This is a genomic window from Paraburkholderia sp. J10-1, from assembly GCF_905220165.1.
Lineage (GTDB): Bacteria > Pseudomonadota > Gammaproteobacteria > Burkholderiales > Burkholderiaceae > Paraburkholderia.
This window is the reverse complement of record NZ_CAJMYW010000008.1, coordinates 120,710-137,065: the sequence shown is the minus strand read 5'-3', so window position 1 is coordinate 137,065 and position 16,356 is coordinate 120,710. Positions and strand designations below refer to the sequence as shown.

Genomic DNA, 16,356 nt, shown 5'->3' with positions numbered 1-16,356 from the left:
GTGTCCGGTGGTTGTGTGCGTCAGGTCTTCGGCAGGGTGACGCCGTGCTGGCCTTGATACTTGCCGCCGCGATCCGCGTACGAGACCTCGCAGATCTCATCGCTTTCGAAGAACAGCACTTGAGCCACACCCTCGTTCGCGTAGATTTTCGCAGGCAAAGGTGTCGTATTTGAGAATTCGAGCGTCACGTAGCCTTCCCACTCGGGCTCGAACGGCGTGACGTTCACGATGATCCCGCAGCGCGCATAGGTGGACTTGCCCAGACACACGGTCAGGACGTTGCGCGGAATGCGGAAATACTCGACCGTGCGCGCGAGTGCGAACGAATTGGGCGGAATGATGCAGACGTCGCCCTTGAAGTCCACGAACGACTTTTCGTCGAAGTTTTTCGGATCGACGATGGTCGAGTTGATGTTCGTGAAGATCTTGAATTCGTCGGCGCAACGGATGTCGTAGCCGTAGCTCGAAGTGCCGTAGCTCACGATCTTGCGGCCGTCTTCCGACATCCGGACCTGATCGCGCACGAACGGCTCGATCATCTTCTGCTCTTCGGCCATGCGCCGGATCCACTTGTCGGACTTGATTGCCATGTTCGCTACTTAACGAGAAATCGGGTCGGGAATACATGCGGACGGACCCACCGGGCGGGCGCCGCGTGCGAAAGGCGCCTATTTTACGCGATGTGGATCGGCATGCCTGGAACTACGTTTCGCGCGGCCGCAAATGTCGCATTCAGCCACGCCCAGCCACAGTCGGCCGCGCTTACTCGGCGCGAATCAGCCCGCAGGCGAGCGCCGGGCCCGTGCCGCGCTGCGGGTAGGCATAGGGGTCGATGGCGTCCCGATGCACGATCACCGCGCGTTGCAGCACGGAGCGCACGCCGTCGAGCGAGACGTCGGGTGCGACGATAAAGCCCGTCGCCACGCCATTCGAATCCGCGTGGATGTTGCCGAGGTCCCCTTCCACGCGCGCGCCGGCCTTCAGGTGCTCCGCGGCCGGCGCGAACACAGCGCCGGCGCTCGAGGCGTCGGTGGCGTTGCAGTCGCCGCGCTCGTGCACCTGCAATGCGTGATCGCTGTCGGGCGGCAGGCCCGCGAGGTTGTAGCTCACCTGCACGCCGTCCGAGTGCTCGACGAACGAAACCGTGCCGCGCACCTGGCTGCCGACGGTGGGCAGCAGCTGCGCGTTCGCGCGCTTGTCCTGCTGGCCCATGAAGCTCGTGCAGCCCGCAAGCAGCGCGCTGCTGCACAGCGCGACGAGCGCGATCCTCCAGACGACGTGCGCATTCCCCGCTTGCCTGTCGTGTCCTTTATCCATGCGATCCTCTTGCCGGGCGGCGGCAGCCCCGTTGCTGCCGCCATACCGGACCCGATGAAGCCCACATGATACCGCGCACGCGGCGCGCCGCGCGCCTATCTGTCCCCATGCGCGGGGCGCCGCACAAGCGCCGCGGCGCACACCGGGCCTCAGGTGTTCTGCACGACGATGGTCGGGAACTTCGAGGTCATGTCGCGGGCGCGCTCGGCAATCTGGATCGCCACGCGGCGCGCAATGGCGCGATAGATTTCCGCCACCGGCCCGTGCGGCGCGGCCACGACGGTCGGGTTGCCCGAATCGGCCTGCTCGCGAATGGCGATGTCGAGCGGCAGGCTGCCGAGCACTTCCACGCCGTACTCCTTCGCCATGCGCTCGCCGCCGCCCGCGCCGAAGACATGCTCGGCGTGGCCGCAGTTCGAGCAGATGTGCACGGCCATGTTCTCGACGATGCCGAGAATCGGAATGCCCACTTTTTCGAACATCTTGAGGCCCTTCTTCGCGTCGAGCAGCGCGATGTCCTGCGGCGTCGTGACGATCACGGCGCCCGTGACGGGCACGCGCTGCGAGAGCGTGAGCTGGATGTCGCCGGTGCCCGGCGGCATGTCGACCACGAGATAGTCGAGTTCGCGCCAGTTCGTCTGACGCAGCAATTGCTCGAGCGCCGAAGTCGCCATCGGGCCGCGCCAGACCATCGGGTTGTCCTGCTCGACGAGAAAGCCGATCGAGTTGGCCTGCACGCCGTGGCCTTCGAGCGGATTCATCGACTGGCCGTCGGGCGACTCGGGGCGGCCTTCGATGCCGAGCATCATCGGCAGCGAGGGGCCGTAGATGTCCGCGTCGAGCACGCCCACAGACGCCCCTTCGGCCGCGAGCGCCAGCGCCAGATTCACGGCGGTCGTGCTCTTGCCCACGCCGCCCTTGCCCGAGGCGACGGCGACAATATTCTTCACATTGGGCAGCAGCTTCACGCCGCGTTGCACCGTATGCGCGGTAATCTCGCTCCTGACCGCGACGCGGCTCGCCTGCACGCCCGGCACCGCGGCGAGCGCCGCCTCGACTTGCTTGCGCACGCCTTCGAACTGGCTCTTCGCCGGATAGCCGAGCACGACCTCGACGCCGACCGTATCGCCTTCGACGGTGACGTTGCGCACGCCCTTGGCCACCGTGTAGGGATGGCCCGTGTTCGGATCCGTCAAGGCCGCGAGCGCGGCGTCGACCAAAGCCCGATCTATGCTCATTGAAACTCCGTGGGGAGAATGCCGGTCTGCGTTTTCGCCTGTCCGAGTGAGGACTGATCGCCTACGCGCCGGAAATCGAAAGAAATTGTTAAGCTGCATTGCGCAAAATTGCCCGAAAGGGCACGCTTCGCGGCAGCATCGATTTCGTATGCCGGCCAGGTGCTTTCGAAGCTGCAAATCCAGCGGCTTTTCGCCTGGCGGCGCTAACCTCAAGGCGTCATTGTAGTAGCTGCCGCCGCGCGCCGTTCGAAGACCCTGTTCGCATGCGGGGCCGCGAACGCCGCCGGCAGCGTCCGTTCCACTCAAGAAAGGAAAGCAAATGAACACAAGAATCCTGACTCGCCTGTCCGTCTTCGCCATTGCCGGCGCGCTCGTCGCCGGCTGCGCGACGCAACAGGGCACCAACACGGCTATCGGCACCGGTGTCGGCGCAGGCACGGGCGCGGCCATCGGCGCGATCTTCGGCGGCGGCAAGGGCGCGGCGATCGGCGCAGGCGCGGGCGCGCTGGTCGGCGGCGTCACCGGTTACAACTGGCAAAACATCAAGAACAAGCTGTCGGGCTCGACCAAGGGCACGGGCACGCAGATCACCGAGCAGCCGGACGGCTCGCTCAAGCTCAACATTCCGAGCAACGTGACCTTCGACACCAGCAGCTTCGCGATCAAGCCGTCGTTCGCACCGGTGCTCGACGAGGTCGCGCAGACGCTCCAGCAGAACCCGGAAGTCGTGGCGCAAGTCGTGGGTCATACGGATAGCACCGGCCAGCCCGCGTACAACCAGACGCTGTCGGCCAACCGCGCGCAGAGCGTAGTGAACTACCTCGCCTCGCGCGGCATCCAGATGCAGCGCATGTCGGCCGAGGGCCGCGGCGACACCCAGCCGATCGCCGACAACAGCACGGAAGCCGGCCGCGCCGCGAACCGCCGCGTGGAAATCTACCTGCGCGCAACGGCGCAGCACCAGGGCGGCTAAGCCGGCCGACGCAGTTGCCGGGAACGGCGTTGCCGGCAACTGTGCAGAAAAAACAGCGACACATCAACGGGACGGCATCGCTGCCGTCCCGTTTGCATTTTGCGCGGATCGAAGCCGCGCGGTGAAGCCCTTGCTGGACGCCGGCTTCCAAGCGCTGGCAGAGAAACGAAAAAAATTTTCGAACTCTCGGGAAATCGTGCTGTCTGTCTATACGGTACGTGTGCGGCAGTGCCGCCGCGTCACCATTCTCCTCTTGTCGTTGTTGCTCCGGGGCCATTCTTGCCCCGGTTTTTTTTGGCCTTGATTTGTGCAACGCAACATAACCGTTGCTCGCGCGGCGCGCGTTCGCACGAGGCATGGCACATACGAGCGCGCACCTGCTGGCCGAACGGTGCTGCGTCCGCCCTGCTAAAATCGCCCTTTCCCCCCGCAACATCGGACTTCCCCTCACTTATGTCAGCACCCGCCACCGACCTCGCAGCAGCCGGCGCGCATGCCAATCAAAGCGGCCGCCGCCAGATTCTCGTTACGTCTGCTCTGCCCTACGCCAACGGCCAGATCCATATCGGCCACCTGGTCGAGTACATCCAGACGGACATCTGGGTTCGCGCGCTGCGAATGCATGGCCACGAGGTCTACTACGTCGGTGCCGACGACACGCACGGCACGCCCGTCATGCTGCGCGCAGAGAAGGAAGGCCTCACGCCGCAGCAGTTGATCGCGCGCGTCTGGCAAGAGCACAAGCGCGACTTCGACAGCTTCGGCGTGTCGTTCGACAACTACTACTCCACGGACTCCGAAGAGAACCGCGTGCTCTCCGAGTCGGTGTACCTGGCGCTCAAGGAAGCGGGTTTCATCGAGACGCGCGACATCGAGCAGGCCTACGATCCGGTCAAGAACATGTTCCTGCCGGACCGCTTCATCAAGGGCGAGTGCCCGAAGTGCGGCGCGAAGGATCAGTACGGCGACAGCTGCGAAGTGTGCGGCTCCACCTACGCGCCTACCGACCTGAAGAATCCGTACTCGGTGGTCTCGGGCGCAACGCCCATCCGCAAGACCTCGACGCACTACTTCTTCCGCCTCTCGGACCCGCGCTGCGAAGACTTCCTGCGCGGCTGGGTGAGCGGACTCGCTCAGCCGGAAGCGACCAACAAGATGCGCGAGTGGCTTGGCGACTCGGGCGAATCGAAGCTCGCCGACTGGGACATCTCGCGCGACGCGCCCTACTTCGGCTTTGAGATTCCGGGCGCGCCCGGCAAGTACTTCTACGTGTGGCTCGACGCGCCGGTGGGCTATTACGCGAGCTTCAAGAACCTGTGCGAGCAGCGCGGCATCGACTTCGAAGCCTGGGTGAAGGCCGGTTCGAAAACAGAGCAGTACCACTTCATCGGCAAGGACATCCTGTATTTCCACACGCTGTTCTGGCCGGCCATGCTCCAGTTCTCGGGCCACCGCACGCCGACCAACGTGTTCGCGCACGGCTTCCTGACCGTGGACGGCGCGAAGATGTCGAAGTCGCGCGGCACGTTCATCACGGCGGAAAGCTATGTGACCACGGGCCTGAACCCCGAGTGGCTGCGCTACTACTTCGCCGCGAAGCTCAACAGCACGATGGAAGACCTCGACCTGAACCTCGAAGACTTCCAGGCGCGCGTGAACAGCGACCTCGTCGGCAAGTACATCAACATCGCGAGCCGCGCGGCGGGCTTCCTGATCAAGCGCTTCGAAGGCCGCGTGCAGGATAGCGCGATGAATCATCCGCTGCTCGAGCAACTGCGCGCGGCGATTCCGCAAATCGCTGCGCACTACGAAGCACGCGAATACAGCCGCGCGCTGCGCCAGACGATGGAACTCGCCGACGCCGTGAACGGTTACGTCGACACGGCCAAGCCGTGGGAGCAGGCCAAGGATCCGGCCAACGCGGTGGCGCTGCACGAAAGCTGCAGCGTGAGCCTCGAAGCGTTCCGCCTGCTTTCGCTCGCGCTCAAGCCGGTGCTGCCGCAACTCGCTCAAGGCGTGGAGCAGTTCCTCGGCATCGAGCCGCTCACGTGGGCCGATGCAGGCAAGGCGCTGTCGTCGCAACAGCCGATCAACGCGTACAAGCACCTGATGACGCGCGTCGATCCGAAGCAGATCGAAGCGCTGCTCGCCGCCAACCGCGATTCGCTGCAGGCAACCGATGCGCCCGCCGCAGCGGCTGCGGACGCCAGCAAGAAGTCGAAGGCTGCCAAGGAAGCAAAGAAGCCTGCCGCCGATGCAACGCCCGAAGTCATCTCCATCGACGACTTCGCGAAGATCGACCTGCGCGTGGCGCTGATCGTCGACTGCAATATCGTCGAAGGTTCGGACAAGCTGCTGCAACTCACGCTCGACGTGGGCGAAGAAAAGACGCGCAACGTGTTCTCGGGCATCCGTTCCGCGTACAAGCCGGAAGACCTCAAGGGCAAGCTCACCGTGATGGTCGCGAACCTCGCGCCGCGCAAGATGAAGTTCGGCATGTCCGAAGGCATGGTGCTCGCGGCCTCCGCGGCCGACGAGAAGGCCGAACCGGGGCTGTATATTCTCGAACCGCATTCGGGTGCCAAGCCGGGCATGCGCGTGCGTTAAGGCGAATCAAGCGCAAACGCCACGGCGTTGCGCTACACGCGAAAAAAAGCACACCTCTCAGGTGTGCTTTTTTTTTTTGCTGTTGATTGGTAATCTCGCTACCAGCGAATTCGATCGAAACGCCGCGTATAAAGAATATCGGCGCCATTGAATGTCCCGCCATACACCACCAGCGACCAGTAGCGCGAGAGGTTGATCGTGGCCTTCACCGCGTTCGAAGCCGACTGCAGGCCCTGTTCATAGCCGATCACGAGCCGCTGGTTGATGACCTTCGCGATCATCACGACTTCGGGGTCGGTCAGGCCCACCTCGCTGCGCCCGATAGAAAACTCGTCGAGGCCGATACTTTGCGCGATGCGTTTGCCCTGGGCGCTGCCAAGCAACGCGAGCGCCGTCGTCATGGCGTTCTGCTGGCCCAGGTTGTTGCCCTGGTCGGTGCCGTGCCCGAACAGCAGCCAGGAGAGCTTTTCGTTGTCGGGCACGTTCGGCTCGGAAACGAGCTTGACCACCGGCGCCTGAACCGTGCCCGTGACCTGCACGCCCGCCTCGACCTGCTGGTTGCGGCGCATGGCCAGAATGTTAATGCCCGGATTGCCGACTGGCCCGTTGAACGTGAAAAAGCCGTTCTCGATATTGAGCTTGGTGCCGAACGCGGTGTACGAGGAGCCTTCGGTCACGCGCACGTTGCCGACCGCGCGCAGCGGCACGTCCGGCGCGCTGTTGACCGAGATCAGGCCTGCCAGCCCCAGATCGGCGCCCTGGCCGCGGAAGCGGAAGTCGTGGCCAAGGTCGATCTCGACGTTCGCGCGCGGCGCAAAGCGCGGCGCGGGCTTGGTCGACGCCGTTTCTTCGATGGGCGGCCTGCCGCCTACCGTCGTGCCGTCGGGGCGCACGATCACGACGTCGTCGCCGAGCGACGGTGCGGGCAACTCGGGCATGTCGAATAGCGCGTGATCGACGGTGAACTTGCCGTCGATCTGCATGCCGCCGAGATGGCCGCCGTTGGCGATGCTCGCGCTGCCGGAGAGCGACATCTTGCGGTCGGGCGAAGCAAAGAGTTCGAGCTTGTCCGCGACGATGCTCGCCGTCAGATCAGGTTCGGCGTTGTCCAGACGCACGCGGCCCGTTGCGCGCAGCGTGCCGCTCGTCGCGCCGTGGAACTCCACCTGCTGGAAGTCGACGAGGTTCTGCGAAAGCACGATGCGGATCACACCGTCCTTCAACTCCACGCCCTGATCGACCACGGTGGCCGACAGCCCGTCGCCGACCAGCGAGCCCGTGAGATTCGGCTTCGCGACCGTACCGCCGAGCGCGAGTTGCAACGCGAGGTGGCCGTCGAGCAGATAGGTCGGGCCTAACATGCCGCCCGTGTTCCTGAGCGAGGGCACGTTCGCGTTGATGGTGCCGCCAATCGGCGCTTCGTCCGTGACGGTGAGAATGCCGTCGCGCGGCGCGAGCGTCGTGTAGGCGTCGATGTCGAGCGTGCCCACGCGGCTCGCCAGCGCATGCGCCGTGAGCGTGAGGCGGTTGCCGCCGCTGAAGGCGGCGCGCACGTTGAGGTCGCCCACGCCGAGCGAGGCAAAGCCGCGGCCGACTTCGGTCGTGATGTCGCCCGAGCGGCGCTTGATCTGCACATAGCCCGTGGCCGTCTGGCCGAGCGAGAAGTCCCAGTCGCCGTCGAAAATCAGGTCGGTCCTGAGCGTGGACGGCACGCCCGTGAACTGCTGCCGGATCTGCATGATGCGCGCAAGCGACACGCCGGTGAGCGTACCCGCCGAGCGAATGCGGCCATGGTCGAGGTCGAAGCCTTTCAGGTCGAGCGTCGCGCCTTCGCCCACGAGCCGTGTCGCGCCAAGCGTGACCTTGCCGGGGCCCGCGCTCACCGTCAGCGGCGATTGCAGCTTCACACCCGGCACGCCGCGGTTCTCGAGCTGCGTGAGCGTGCCGTTCCAGCGCGAGCCCTCGCGCGTGTCCTGAAGGCCGCCGTTTGCCGCCACCACGAAGTCGATCGGCTGGCCCTGCACCTTGCCCTTCGCGCTCGCGGTAAGCGTGTGTTTCGCGCGCGTACCGTCGAGGCGCGCGGTGAGCGTCGTGATATCGACGCCGGCCACGGCAATCTCGCTCGCGTCGGTGCTGAAGGCGAGCGCGCCGTTCGCGCCGTCGCGCGCGAGCGCATGGCCCTCGGCATGGCCGACACGGTTGTCGCCGAACACCACGTGGTCGGCCTTGTAGTCAAGCGAGACGTCAGGATGCGCGAAGGTGCCGGTCACGTCGCCGTTCGCCGCGAGCTGGCCCGCTATGCCGAAGCCGAGCCGGTCGAGCTGCGGCGCATCCACGCGAAAGCGCAGGCGGTCGCCGCGCGCGCCGAAGCTGCCTTGCAGATCGACGGTATTGCCCGCAATAGAGAGGTTCGCGCGGCTTGGCAGAATGCGCGAGCCCGCCAGCTGAATGAGGCCCTCGCCCGTGAGCGGCAGGTCGTCGTAGACGCTCGGGCCGAGCTTGAACTCGGCCCTCGTCGTGAAAGCAGGCGCGAGCGTGCCGCTCGCGTTGAGTGTGCCGTTCACGCGCGCCTCGATCGGCCGGCCGGCGGGTCGCGTGGCGGGTCTGGGTCGCGCCTCGGGCGGGGCCGCCCCGCCCGGCTGGGTCTCTTTCGCGTTCTCCACGCGCTTTTGCTCGGCGGCCTGCTCGCCGGACTGCGCAGGATTGAGCGAGGGGTTCAGCGCCGGGTTGAGCGCGAGATTGCGTTGCGGGTTGAGCGCGTCGGCGGCGGGCTGGGTCGCGGGATGAGCCCCAGGCGTGGGCCGCGCCCGCGCGGCCGGGGCGGGTGACTTCGCGGCCGTGCGCGCCGGTGTTTGCGGCGTGAGCGACAACGGATCGAAATTGGTCAGCACCGCCTTGAGTTGATACGTGGAGCTGGCGTCGTGCTTGAGCGCGCCCGAAAGGTCGATGCGCCCCGCACCCGAAGTCAGCCGCACGTCGTTGAGCGACAGGCGCGCGGGGTCCTGCGTGACCTTGCCCTGCACGCGCAGCGCCGCCTTCGGATCGGCGAGATCGAGCGTGACGCTCTGCACGTCGCCGTTCAGCCGCACGCCAATCGGCCCCGCGAATTGCGTGGCTCGCACGCTCGACTCGATTGCGTTGAGGTCGAGCCCGGCCACCTTCAGATCGAAGCGTCCGTCGCGCCCGCTGATCGTGCCGCCGCCGGTGATCGTCGCGTTCTTCACGAGGCGCACGGCGAGCTTCGGTATGCGCTGCGTCTTTGCATCGAGCACGACATCGGCGTGCGCGTCGATGAGCGGCAACAGCTTTTCGTCGATGGCGCCCGGCTTCGCGTTGACGATCGAGACCGCCCCCGCCACCGTGAAGCCAGCCGCATCGGACTCCACGGCGTGGTGCTTCGCTCGGCCTTTTGGCGCCAATGCCAACGCCGGAACGGATGCCGGCGTCACCGCCGAGGCCGACGCTGCGCCCGATGCCGCCGCCGCGAGCGCCGCCGGCACGCCCGCCGCGCCACCCGGCACCGGCTGCAACTGCGCACGCACCGCGAGGTCGGCGAACGGCGCGCCCGGCGCGAACGCCTGCGGATTGACGTGATCGAATGCGAGCGTTGCGCGTTGCAGCGGCACGGAAGCGAACGGCGTTGCCTCCACATGTGCGCGGCCCGTGAGCTTCATGCCGCTCGCCTCGACGTCGGCCGTGAGCGCTTCGAGCGAGCCGGCGAGATTGGCGCTGACCTGCACGTCCTCGCCGTTCACCTTGCCGGCGTAGCCCAGGTCGCCCGTGAGCGCGAACGGCCGCACGCCATCGAGCTTCGCCCGCGCGTTCACCGCGCCAAAAGGCGTGTCGAGGCGCTCGATGGCGGCCTCGTGATGGCGGCCGTCACTGCGTCCGTGGAACTGGAACCGCGAGAACTCGTTGGTGGAGGTGCCTTCGTGGATCGTGAACTTGTCCACCTGCAAATCGCGGATCTCGAGCCCGAGCGGCAGTTGCAGATTCTCAGGCAGCTTCACGGGCGAAGAAGGCTCGTGCGACGGCACGATGCGCATCTCGATGTCGCCAGCATGCAGATAGTCCACCACGAAGCGCCAGGGCTTCTGGCCGAAGCCATGCAGCTCCCATTGGCCGCCAATGCGGTCGACCTTGAGCGTGGTGCCGTCCGTGCCGCGCCAGCTCACGTTGGAAAAGCGCACACCGCTCGCGAGCGTGCCGCCTTCGAGCGTGCCCGCCAGCTTGCCGTCGAGCAGCTTGACGGCCGCGCGCCACGCGTAGGCCGTGCCGCGCTCGGTGGTCAGCACGCCATAGAGCAAGCCGGCGACCAGCCCGACCAGCAGCACCGGCACGACGATCGCCCAGGCGAGCGCCTTCCAGAGCCGCGGCCCGCGGCGCGGCGGCGGCGCACCGGCGTCCCCGCCCGCGCCCGCGCCACGCCCGCCGTCGCCACCGTCGCCACTGGGCTGAGCGCGCGCATCATCATCCGGGCTGCGCCCCGCCTCCTCCGGCGGCACCGCGAATGTGGCGGGCAGCCACGCCGAAGCCGCGAAACGACGCGCGCTCATGCGGCCACCTCGCCGTGCGGCGCAGGGGTCGTGGCGAAACGGAGCAGCGAGCGCGTCATCATCAGAAGGCGATCCCGAGTGTCAGGTAAGGCCGCACGCTGTGAGTGCGAAAACCATAAGCGAGATCGAGATTGACCGGCCCGACGGGACTGCGCCAGCGCGCGCCGATACCCGCGCCCGGGTCGAAATCCTTTTCGCCCCAGGTGTCGGTGGCCGTGCCGACGTCGAAGAACGCCGCGCCGCCCCAGTCGTGGCTGAACCAGTGCTGGTACTCCGCCGACCCGGTGACGAGATACTTGGTTGGCAGGATCGAGCCCGACTGGTCGTTGCCGATGCTCTGGAACGAGTAGCCGCGCACCGAGTTCGAGCCGCCCGCACGGAACAGCAGCGACGCGGGGATGCCGCTCGACGGGCCGCTCGTGAACACGCCGCCCAGTTCCGCGCGGAACACCATGATGTCGCTGTGGCCGATCGGCAGGTATTGCTGGCCGCGCATGTAGGCGCGCAGGAAGCTTTGTTCGGCGCCCACGTTCTTGAGCGCGAGGCCCGCCTCCATGCGGATGATGTTGCCCGAGCGCGGAAAGAGCGGGTCGTCGACGTTGCGGCGCGTCCAGCCCCAGGTCGGCACGAGCGCATAGGCCCGCGACGACGGCCCCACGTTCTGCGTGAGGCGATCGTCGTAGAACATCAGCGCGTAGGCGTAGTCGATGTTCTGCGACGTGCGCGTGCGCTGCACCCCGACCCGCGCGCTATAGATGTTCGTGTCCGAGACATCGGTGGTCGTGTAGGAAGCGACGAGGCTGTTGGTCCAGGCGCGCGGGCCCGGCGGCATCGAAAGCTGGACCTGGCCGAACTTCTGGATCTGGTCGAGCCGCCCCTGCACCTGGAACGGCCACGCCGCCCCGAACGTATTCAGGTACGTATAGGAGCCCTGGACGTGCGCGCCGGTGTCAGTCGAATAACCTACGCCACCGCGAAAGTTGTTGTACGGGAACTCGCTCACCTTTACGTGCACGGTCGTATCGACCGGTTTTTGCGTGTTGGCGTCGACGTCGATCGCCACGCTCGCGTAGTAAGGCGTGTTCTGCACCTGGCGCTGCAGTTCGGCCACGCGGTTCAGGTCGTAGATTTCGCCTGGCGAGAGCGGATTCACGTTGTCGATGATGTAGCCCGGATACCGCTGCGGGCCCGAAACGTCGAGCTTGCCCAGCGTGAAGGTCGGCCCGCTGTCGAAGGTTACGGAAAGTTGCGCGTCATGCCGCAGCGGATCGACGCGCGCCTCCGAAAAGACGATCTTGGCGCCGAGGTAGCGGCGCGCCTGCAGCGCCTTGAGCGAGGCGTTCTTGGCATCGTCCCAGCCTGACTGCGTAAAGGCGTCGCCGTCGTGCAGCGAGAACGCGAAACGCGCCGTGTTCTCCTGTGCCGGGTCTTCCGTGAGCACGGGACCGCGAAAGACGAGCTTCACCGACGAAATCGTCGTGCGCGGCCCCGGGTCGACGCTCACCCGCACGTGCCGCCTGCCGTCGATCGTGCGCACGTCGGTACGCACGACCGGCGTGAAATAGCCCGCGGTCGAGGCAAGGTCGCGCACCTGCTGCGGCGTCGCGGTCACGAGGAACTCGAACTGGTCCTCGTTCACGTCGGCGCGCGTGGCAAAGCGCGCAATGTCGAGGTGCGTCTCGAGGAGCTTGCGCAGATCGCGCGGAGTGGCCTGGATGTCGACGTCGTAGTAGGTGCGCGGGCGCATCCACGGCAGGAGGGTAGTCAGGATGTCGGCCCGGGCGGGCGGCGCGACGGCAGAGAACACGGCGAGGCACATGAACAGGCATGCGGCGAGCCGTGGCCGCGCCGCCCGCGAGGGGCGCCGCCGTGCGCACAATGCATCGATCACCCATCCCGCCAAACGCCACCTCCGGCCGTCGTAGAACTGGTTGGCGCCGGTTGCGCCGCTCGCGCGCAGGGCACGGGGGGCGGCAACGGGGCGCAAACGCGTTATTTCACCACATCGGCGCGTAAAAACCCCAGGAGGAGGCGCAAAGGCGCGGCAAGACCACCGCAAAGGTAGCGGAGCACGAAAGTCGGTGCGGATGTTCCGCGGCGTTGGCTTGCGGTAAAATTGCCGCCGACAGAATTAGCGGCGCGGCGCAATCAGGCGCCCCGCCTTACTGGACGGACGCAAGCCATGTATCAGTCGGACATCACGCAGTTCATCAACCAGCTCAAGCAGCAAAAGCCGCAGCTCGAAGAACAGCAACGCAAGGGCCGCGCGCTCCTGTGGGACAAGCAGCCGATCGACCTCGACGAGCGCGAGCGCCAGCAGGCTTCGCGCGTGAAGCAAACGTCCTACGTCTACTACCAGAACTTCTGATGGCCGAGGCCGACGGGGCCGGCGCGCCGCCAGCAGGCGAGCACGCGGCCAGTCACGCGGGCCACGCGCCCGGGCAAACGCCCGGTGAAGCGCTGACCACGCCCGCGACCGACTCGACGCCCGACACGGTCGACGGCGTTGCGTTCGCACGCCTTTACGGCGAGCCGCTCTTCAAGCTCCCGCAGGACCTCTACATCCCGCCGGACGCGCTCGAAGTTTTCCTCGAAACCTTCGAAGGCCCGCTCGACCTGCTGCTGTACCTGATCCGCAAGCAGAACTTCAACGTCCTCGATATTCCGATGGCGGAGGTCACGACCCAGTACCTCGGCTACGTCGAGCAACTGCGCAAGACCAACCTCGAACTCGCGGCCGAATATCTGCTGATGGCGGCCATGCTCATCGAGATCAAGTCGCGCATGCTGCTGCCGGTCAAGAAGGCCGACACCGGCGAGGAAGCCGAGGACCCGCGCGCCGAACTCGTGCGCCGCCTGCTCGAATACGAGCAGATGAAGCTCGCCGCCCAGCGCCTCGACCAGTTGCCGCAGCTCGGCCGCGACTTCCTGCGCGCCGAGGTGTATATCGAGCAGAGCATCACGCCGCGCTTTCCCGACGTGGACAGCAACGACCTGCGCGCCGCGTGGGCCGACGTCATCAAGCGCGCAAAGCTCGTCCAGCATCACAAGATCTCGCGCGAGGAGCTCTCGGTGCGCGAGCACATGAGCATCATCCTGCGCAAACTCCAGGGCGAGCGATTCATGGAGTTCTCCGAGCTTTTCGACACCACGCGCGGCGTGCCCGTCGTGGTCGTGAACTTCATCGCCATGCTGGAGCTTTCGCGCGAGTCGCTCATCGAGATCACCCAGCCCGAGCCGTTCGCGCCGATTTACGTGCGGCTCGCGTATTTGCCCGCCTGATCTATCCCCGATGTTTTCTGGGCGCGCGCCGGGACAATAAACAGGATCGCATCACGCGGGGCAGCCGCCCGGACCGCACAGCGGAACGCCAGGACAAACCCCCTATCCGAGGCGGGTGCGCGGCATTCACAAATCCACTACAATCGCCCGCGCCTGCCCGGTCTCGTCCCATATACGGGGCACACGTCATACTTGCCGCGCCACCTGCGCGGACCGGGCGCGCGACGTCCGCTCGCGGCCCTTCGTCCGGGTCTCTGGCTTGCGGCCGTGCCACCCAAGTCTTGCCCCGTGCGAGGCATAAAGCATCCGATCATGAAAGTCATTAGCTCGATTCAGGAATTGCGCGACCAGTTGCGCGGCCAAAACCGCACTGCATTCGTGCCGACCATGGGCAACCTGCACGAAGGCCATCTCTCGCTGATGCGCCTCGCGCGCCAGCACGGCGACCCGGTCGTGGCGAGCATCTTCGTCAACCGGCTGCAGTTCGGCCCGAACGAGGACTTCGACAAGTACCCGCGCACGCTCCAGGACGACATCGAGAAGCTGCAGAAGGAAAACGTCTACGTGCTGTTCGCGCCCACCGAGCGCGACATGTATCCGCAGCCGCAGGAATATCGCGTGCGCCCGCCGCACGACCTCGGCGATATTCTGGAAGGCGAATTCCGCCCCGGATTCTTCGAGGGCGTGTGCACGGTCGTCATGAAGCTGATGTCGTGCGTGCAGCCGCGCGTGGCCGTGTTCGGCAAGAAGGACTACCAGCAGCTCATGATCGTGCGCGCGATGTGCAACCAGTTCGCGCTGCCGACCGAAGTGGTCGCCGCCGAAACGGTGCGCGACGCCGACGGCCTCGCGCTCAGCTCGCGCAATCGCTACCTGACCGAGGCCGAGCGCGCCGAGGCGCCGCAACTGGCGGGCGTGTTGCGCGCGATCCGCGAGTCGGTGCTGTCGGGCCGCCGCGACTTCCAGCAGCTCGAACTCGACGCCATGGCCACGCTCGCCGCCCGTGGCTGGAAGCCCGACTACATCGCGATCCGCAAGCGCGCGAACCTGCTGCCGCCCGCGCCGGGCGTAGCCGGCGACGCGGAGTCGCCGCTCGTCGTGCTGGCCGCGGCGAAGCTGGGTGCCACGCGCCTCATCGACAACCTCGAAATCTGACGACGCGCGCGGGACGGCCGCGCCGCCGCCGCGCTCATCCGATTCCGCCAGATTCCGCTTACCCGCGGCGGGCCGCGCGCCCGCTCGCCTGAGGAGACCCTCCATGCAACGCCATATGCTGAAGTCGAAGATCCACCGCGTCGCGGTCACGCACTGCGAACTGCACTACGAAGGCTCGTGCGCCATCGACGAAAACCTGCTCGAAGCGGCGAACATCGTCGAAAACGAGCGCATCGACATCTGGAACATCAACAACGGCGAGCGCTTCACGACCTACGCGATCAAGGGCGAACGCGGCAGCGGCATGATCTCGCTGAACGGCTCGGCCGCGCGCCGCGCGCAACTGGGCGACCTCGTGATCATCGCGGCCTTCGCGAACGTGGAAGAGGAAGAGCTGAAGGCCGGCTGGAAGCCGGACCTCGTGTTCGTGGACGAGAACAACCGCATCAAGGGCAGCCGCGACCACGTGCCCACGCAAAGCTGGAGCTGACACGCGAGTACGGCCGGCGCGGCGCACGCGGCCCGCGCCGCCGCCGTTGCGCACTGGGTTGCCCGCTCATTTGCCCGCTGGTTTGCCGTCCACCCAGCCGATAATCGACTGCCACTGGTCGAGGTCCTTCTCGACCCGGCTCTTCGCGACGTCCCAGAGCGTGAGGCCGTGCGCGGCGAGCTGCACATAGTTCTGCGTGTCGCGCAGATAGCCGAGCACCGGCAACTCCAACCCCTCGACAAAGCGCTGCAGCTGCTCGGCCGAGCGCGTGCGCGCATCGACCCGCATGCCCACCACGCCCACCTGGATCGCGCCCTTGCGCACGGCTTTTTCCTTGGCGAGGCGATTCAGGAAGTCCTGGGTGGCGAGAATGTCGAACATCGAAGGCTGCAGCGGCACGATCACCTTGTCGGCCAGCTCGATGATCGCCTGGAGCCGGTTGCCGTGCAGGCCAGCGGGCGTGTCGATAACTGCGTGCTCGAGGCCCTTGGGCGGCTTCGCCGGGTTGTCCAGATCGACCTGCCAGCTTTCGATGGCCGGCAGCGTCGCGGGCCGCAGATCGAGCCAGGCGTGCGAAGACTGCTGCCGGTCGAGGTCCGCGAGCGCGACCCACTCGCCTTGTGCGGCGAAATAGCCGGCCAGATTGGTGGACAGCGTGCTCTTCCCCACGCCGCCCTTGGGATTCGCCACCACGATTACCGTCATGAATGCTCCCGTCAGGATGGCTGGCGCCTCGCC

12 protein-coding genes are annotated in these 16,356 nt (G+C 66.3%); 6 read left to right on the top strand and 6 right to left on the bottom strand.

Annotated features, from left to right (window positions below):
* Nucleotides 1–20 precede the first annotated feature (20 nt).
* From dcd to apbC, 3 genes are all read right to left on the bottom strand, one after another.
* Entirely contained in the window at nucleotides 21–590 is a 570-nt protein-coding gene (gene dcd / locus U5A65_RS24155) for a dCTP deaminase (RefSeq protein WP_028207739.1), read from the bottom strand.
* A 172-nt stretch (nucleotides 591–762) separates the two neighbouring features.
* A complete protein-coding gene (locus tag U5A65_RS24150) occupies nucleotides 763–1,317 on the bottom strand; it encodes a superoxide dismutase family protein (protein WP_321912719.1) in 555 nt (184 codons plus the stop codon).
* Nucleotides 1,318–1,466: 149 nt separating this feature from the next.
* Entirely contained in the window at nucleotides 1,467–2,555 is a 1,089-nt protein-coding gene (gene apbC, locus U5A65_RS24145; RefSeq protein WP_321947805.1) for an iron-sulfur cluster carrier protein ApbC, read from the bottom strand.
* Between the two features lie 319 nt (nucleotides 2,556–2,874).
* Here apbC and U5A65_RS24140 point away from each other — a divergent pair, with 319 nt between their 5' ends.
* On the top strand, nucleotides 2,875–3,528 hold the full coding sequence (locus tag U5A65_RS24140) for an OmpA family protein (protein WP_321912722.1): 654 nt from the start codon (nucleotides 2,875–2,877) through the stop codon (nucleotides 3,526–3,528).
* A 453-nt stretch (nucleotides 3,529–3,981) separates the two neighbouring features.
* Entirely contained in the window at nucleotides 3,982–6,135 is a 2,154-nt protein-coding gene (gene metG / locus U5A65_RS24135; protein ID WP_321936476.1) for a methionine--tRNA ligase, read from the top strand.
* Between the two features lie 98 nt (nucleotides 6,136–6,233).
* Here metG and U5A65_RS24130 read toward each other — a convergent pair whose 3' ends face one another.
* The gene (locus U5A65_RS24130) at nucleotides 6,234–10,691 is read right to left on the bottom strand and encodes a translocation/assembly module TamB domain-containing protein (RefSeq protein ID WP_321947804.1); all 4,458 of its coding nucleotides are present in this window, start codon (nucleotides 10,689–10,691) and stop codon (nucleotides 6,234–6,236) included.
* 61 nt (nucleotides 10,692–10,752) lie between these two features.
* Nucleotides 10,753–12,510, bottom strand: coding sequence for an autotransporter assembly complex protein TamA (locus U5A65_RS24125; protein WP_415765569.1), 1,758 nt, complete (start codon nucleotides 12,508–12,510; stop codon nucleotides 10,753–10,755).
* A gap of 363 nt (nucleotides 12,511–12,873) precedes the next feature.
* On the opposite strand from U5A65_RS24125, the gene U5A65_RS24120 reads away from it, so the two are divergent.
* The 4 genes from U5A65_RS24120 (at nucleotide 12,874) to panD (ending at nucleotide 15,618) form a co-directional block, all read left to right on the top strand.
* Entirely contained in the window at nucleotides 12,874–13,059 is a 186-nt protein-coding gene (locus U5A65_RS24120) for a DUF3460 family protein (protein ID WP_069265440.1), read from the top strand.
* A complete protein-coding gene (locus U5A65_RS24115; protein WP_321912729.1) occupies nucleotides 13,059–13,973 on the top strand; it encodes a ScpA family protein in 915 nt (304 codons plus the stop codon). Before U5A65_RS24120 ends, U5A65_RS24115 begins: the two co-directional genes overlap by 1 nt.
* Before the next feature lie 312 nt (nucleotides 13,974–14,285).
* Nucleotides 14,286–15,128 (top strand): pantoate--beta-alanine ligase, encoded by an 843-nt coding sequence (gene panC, locus U5A65_RS24110; protein ID WP_321912730.1) that lies wholly within the window; start codon nucleotides 14,286–14,288, stop codon nucleotides 15,126–15,128.
* 103 nt (nucleotides 15,129–15,231) lie between these two features.
* Complete coding sequence (gene panD / locus U5A65_RS24105; RefSeq protein WP_028207747.1) at nucleotides 15,232–15,618, top strand: aspartate 1-decarboxylase; 387 nt, start codon at nucleotides 15,232–15,234, stop codon at nucleotides 15,616–15,618.
* Nucleotides 15,619–15,684: 66 nt separating this feature from the next.
* On the opposite strand, the gene U5A65_RS24100 is transcribed toward panD, so the two are convergent.
* Entirely contained in the window at nucleotides 15,685–16,323 is a 639-nt protein-coding gene (locus tag U5A65_RS24100; RefSeq protein WP_321936474.1) for a ParA family protein, read from the bottom strand.
* Nucleotides 16,324–16,356: the final 33 nt, after the last annotated feature.

Excerpts from the sequence above, each read along its gene's own strand:
- dcd (WP_028207739.1), bottom strand. The coding sequence starts at position 590 with ATGGCAATCAAGTCCGACAAGTGGATCCGGCGCATGGCCGAAGAGCAG.
- U5A65_RS24150 (WP_321912719.1), bottom strand. The coding sequence starts at position 1,317 with ATGGATAAAGGACACGACAGGCAAGCGGGGAATGCGCACGTCGTCTGG.
- apbC (WP_321947805.1), bottom strand. The coding sequence starts at position 2,555 with ATGAGCATAGATCGGGCTTTGGTCGACGCCGCGCTCGCGGCCTTGACG.
- U5A65_RS24140 (WP_321912722.1), top strand. The coding sequence starts at position 2,875 with ATGAACACAAGAATCCTGACTCGCCTGTCCGTCTTCGCCATTGCCGGC.
- metG (WP_321936476.1), top strand. The coding sequence starts at position 3,982 with ATGTCAGCACCCGCCACCGACCTCGCAGCAGCCGGCGCGCATGCCAAT.
- U5A65_RS24130 (WP_321947804.1), bottom strand. The coding sequence starts at position 10,691 with ATGAGCGCGCGTCGTTTCGCGGCTTCGGCGTGGCTGCCCGCCACATTC.
- U5A65_RS24125 (WP_415765569.1), bottom strand. The coding sequence starts at position 12,510 with ATGTGCCTCGCCGTGTTCTCTGCCGTCGCGCCGCCCGCCCGGGCCGAC.
- U5A65_RS24120 (WP_069265440.1), top strand. The coding sequence starts at position 12,874 with ATGTATCAGTCGGACATCACGCAGTTCATCAACCAGCTCAAGCAGCAA.
- U5A65_RS24115 (WP_321912729.1), top strand. The coding sequence starts at position 13,059 with ATGGCCGAGGCCGACGGGGCCGGCGCGCCGCCAGCAGGCGAGCACGCG.
- panC (WP_321912730.1), top strand. The coding sequence starts at position 14,286 with ATGAAAGTCATTAGCTCGATTCAGGAATTGCGCGACCAGTTGCGCGGC.
- panD (WP_028207747.1), top strand. The coding sequence starts at position 15,232 with ATGCAACGCCATATGCTGAAGTCGAAGATCCACCGCGTCGCGGTCACG.
- U5A65_RS24100 (WP_321936474.1), bottom strand. The coding sequence starts at position 16,323 with ATGACGGTAATCGTGGTGGCGAATCCCAAGGGCGGCGTGGGGAAGAGC.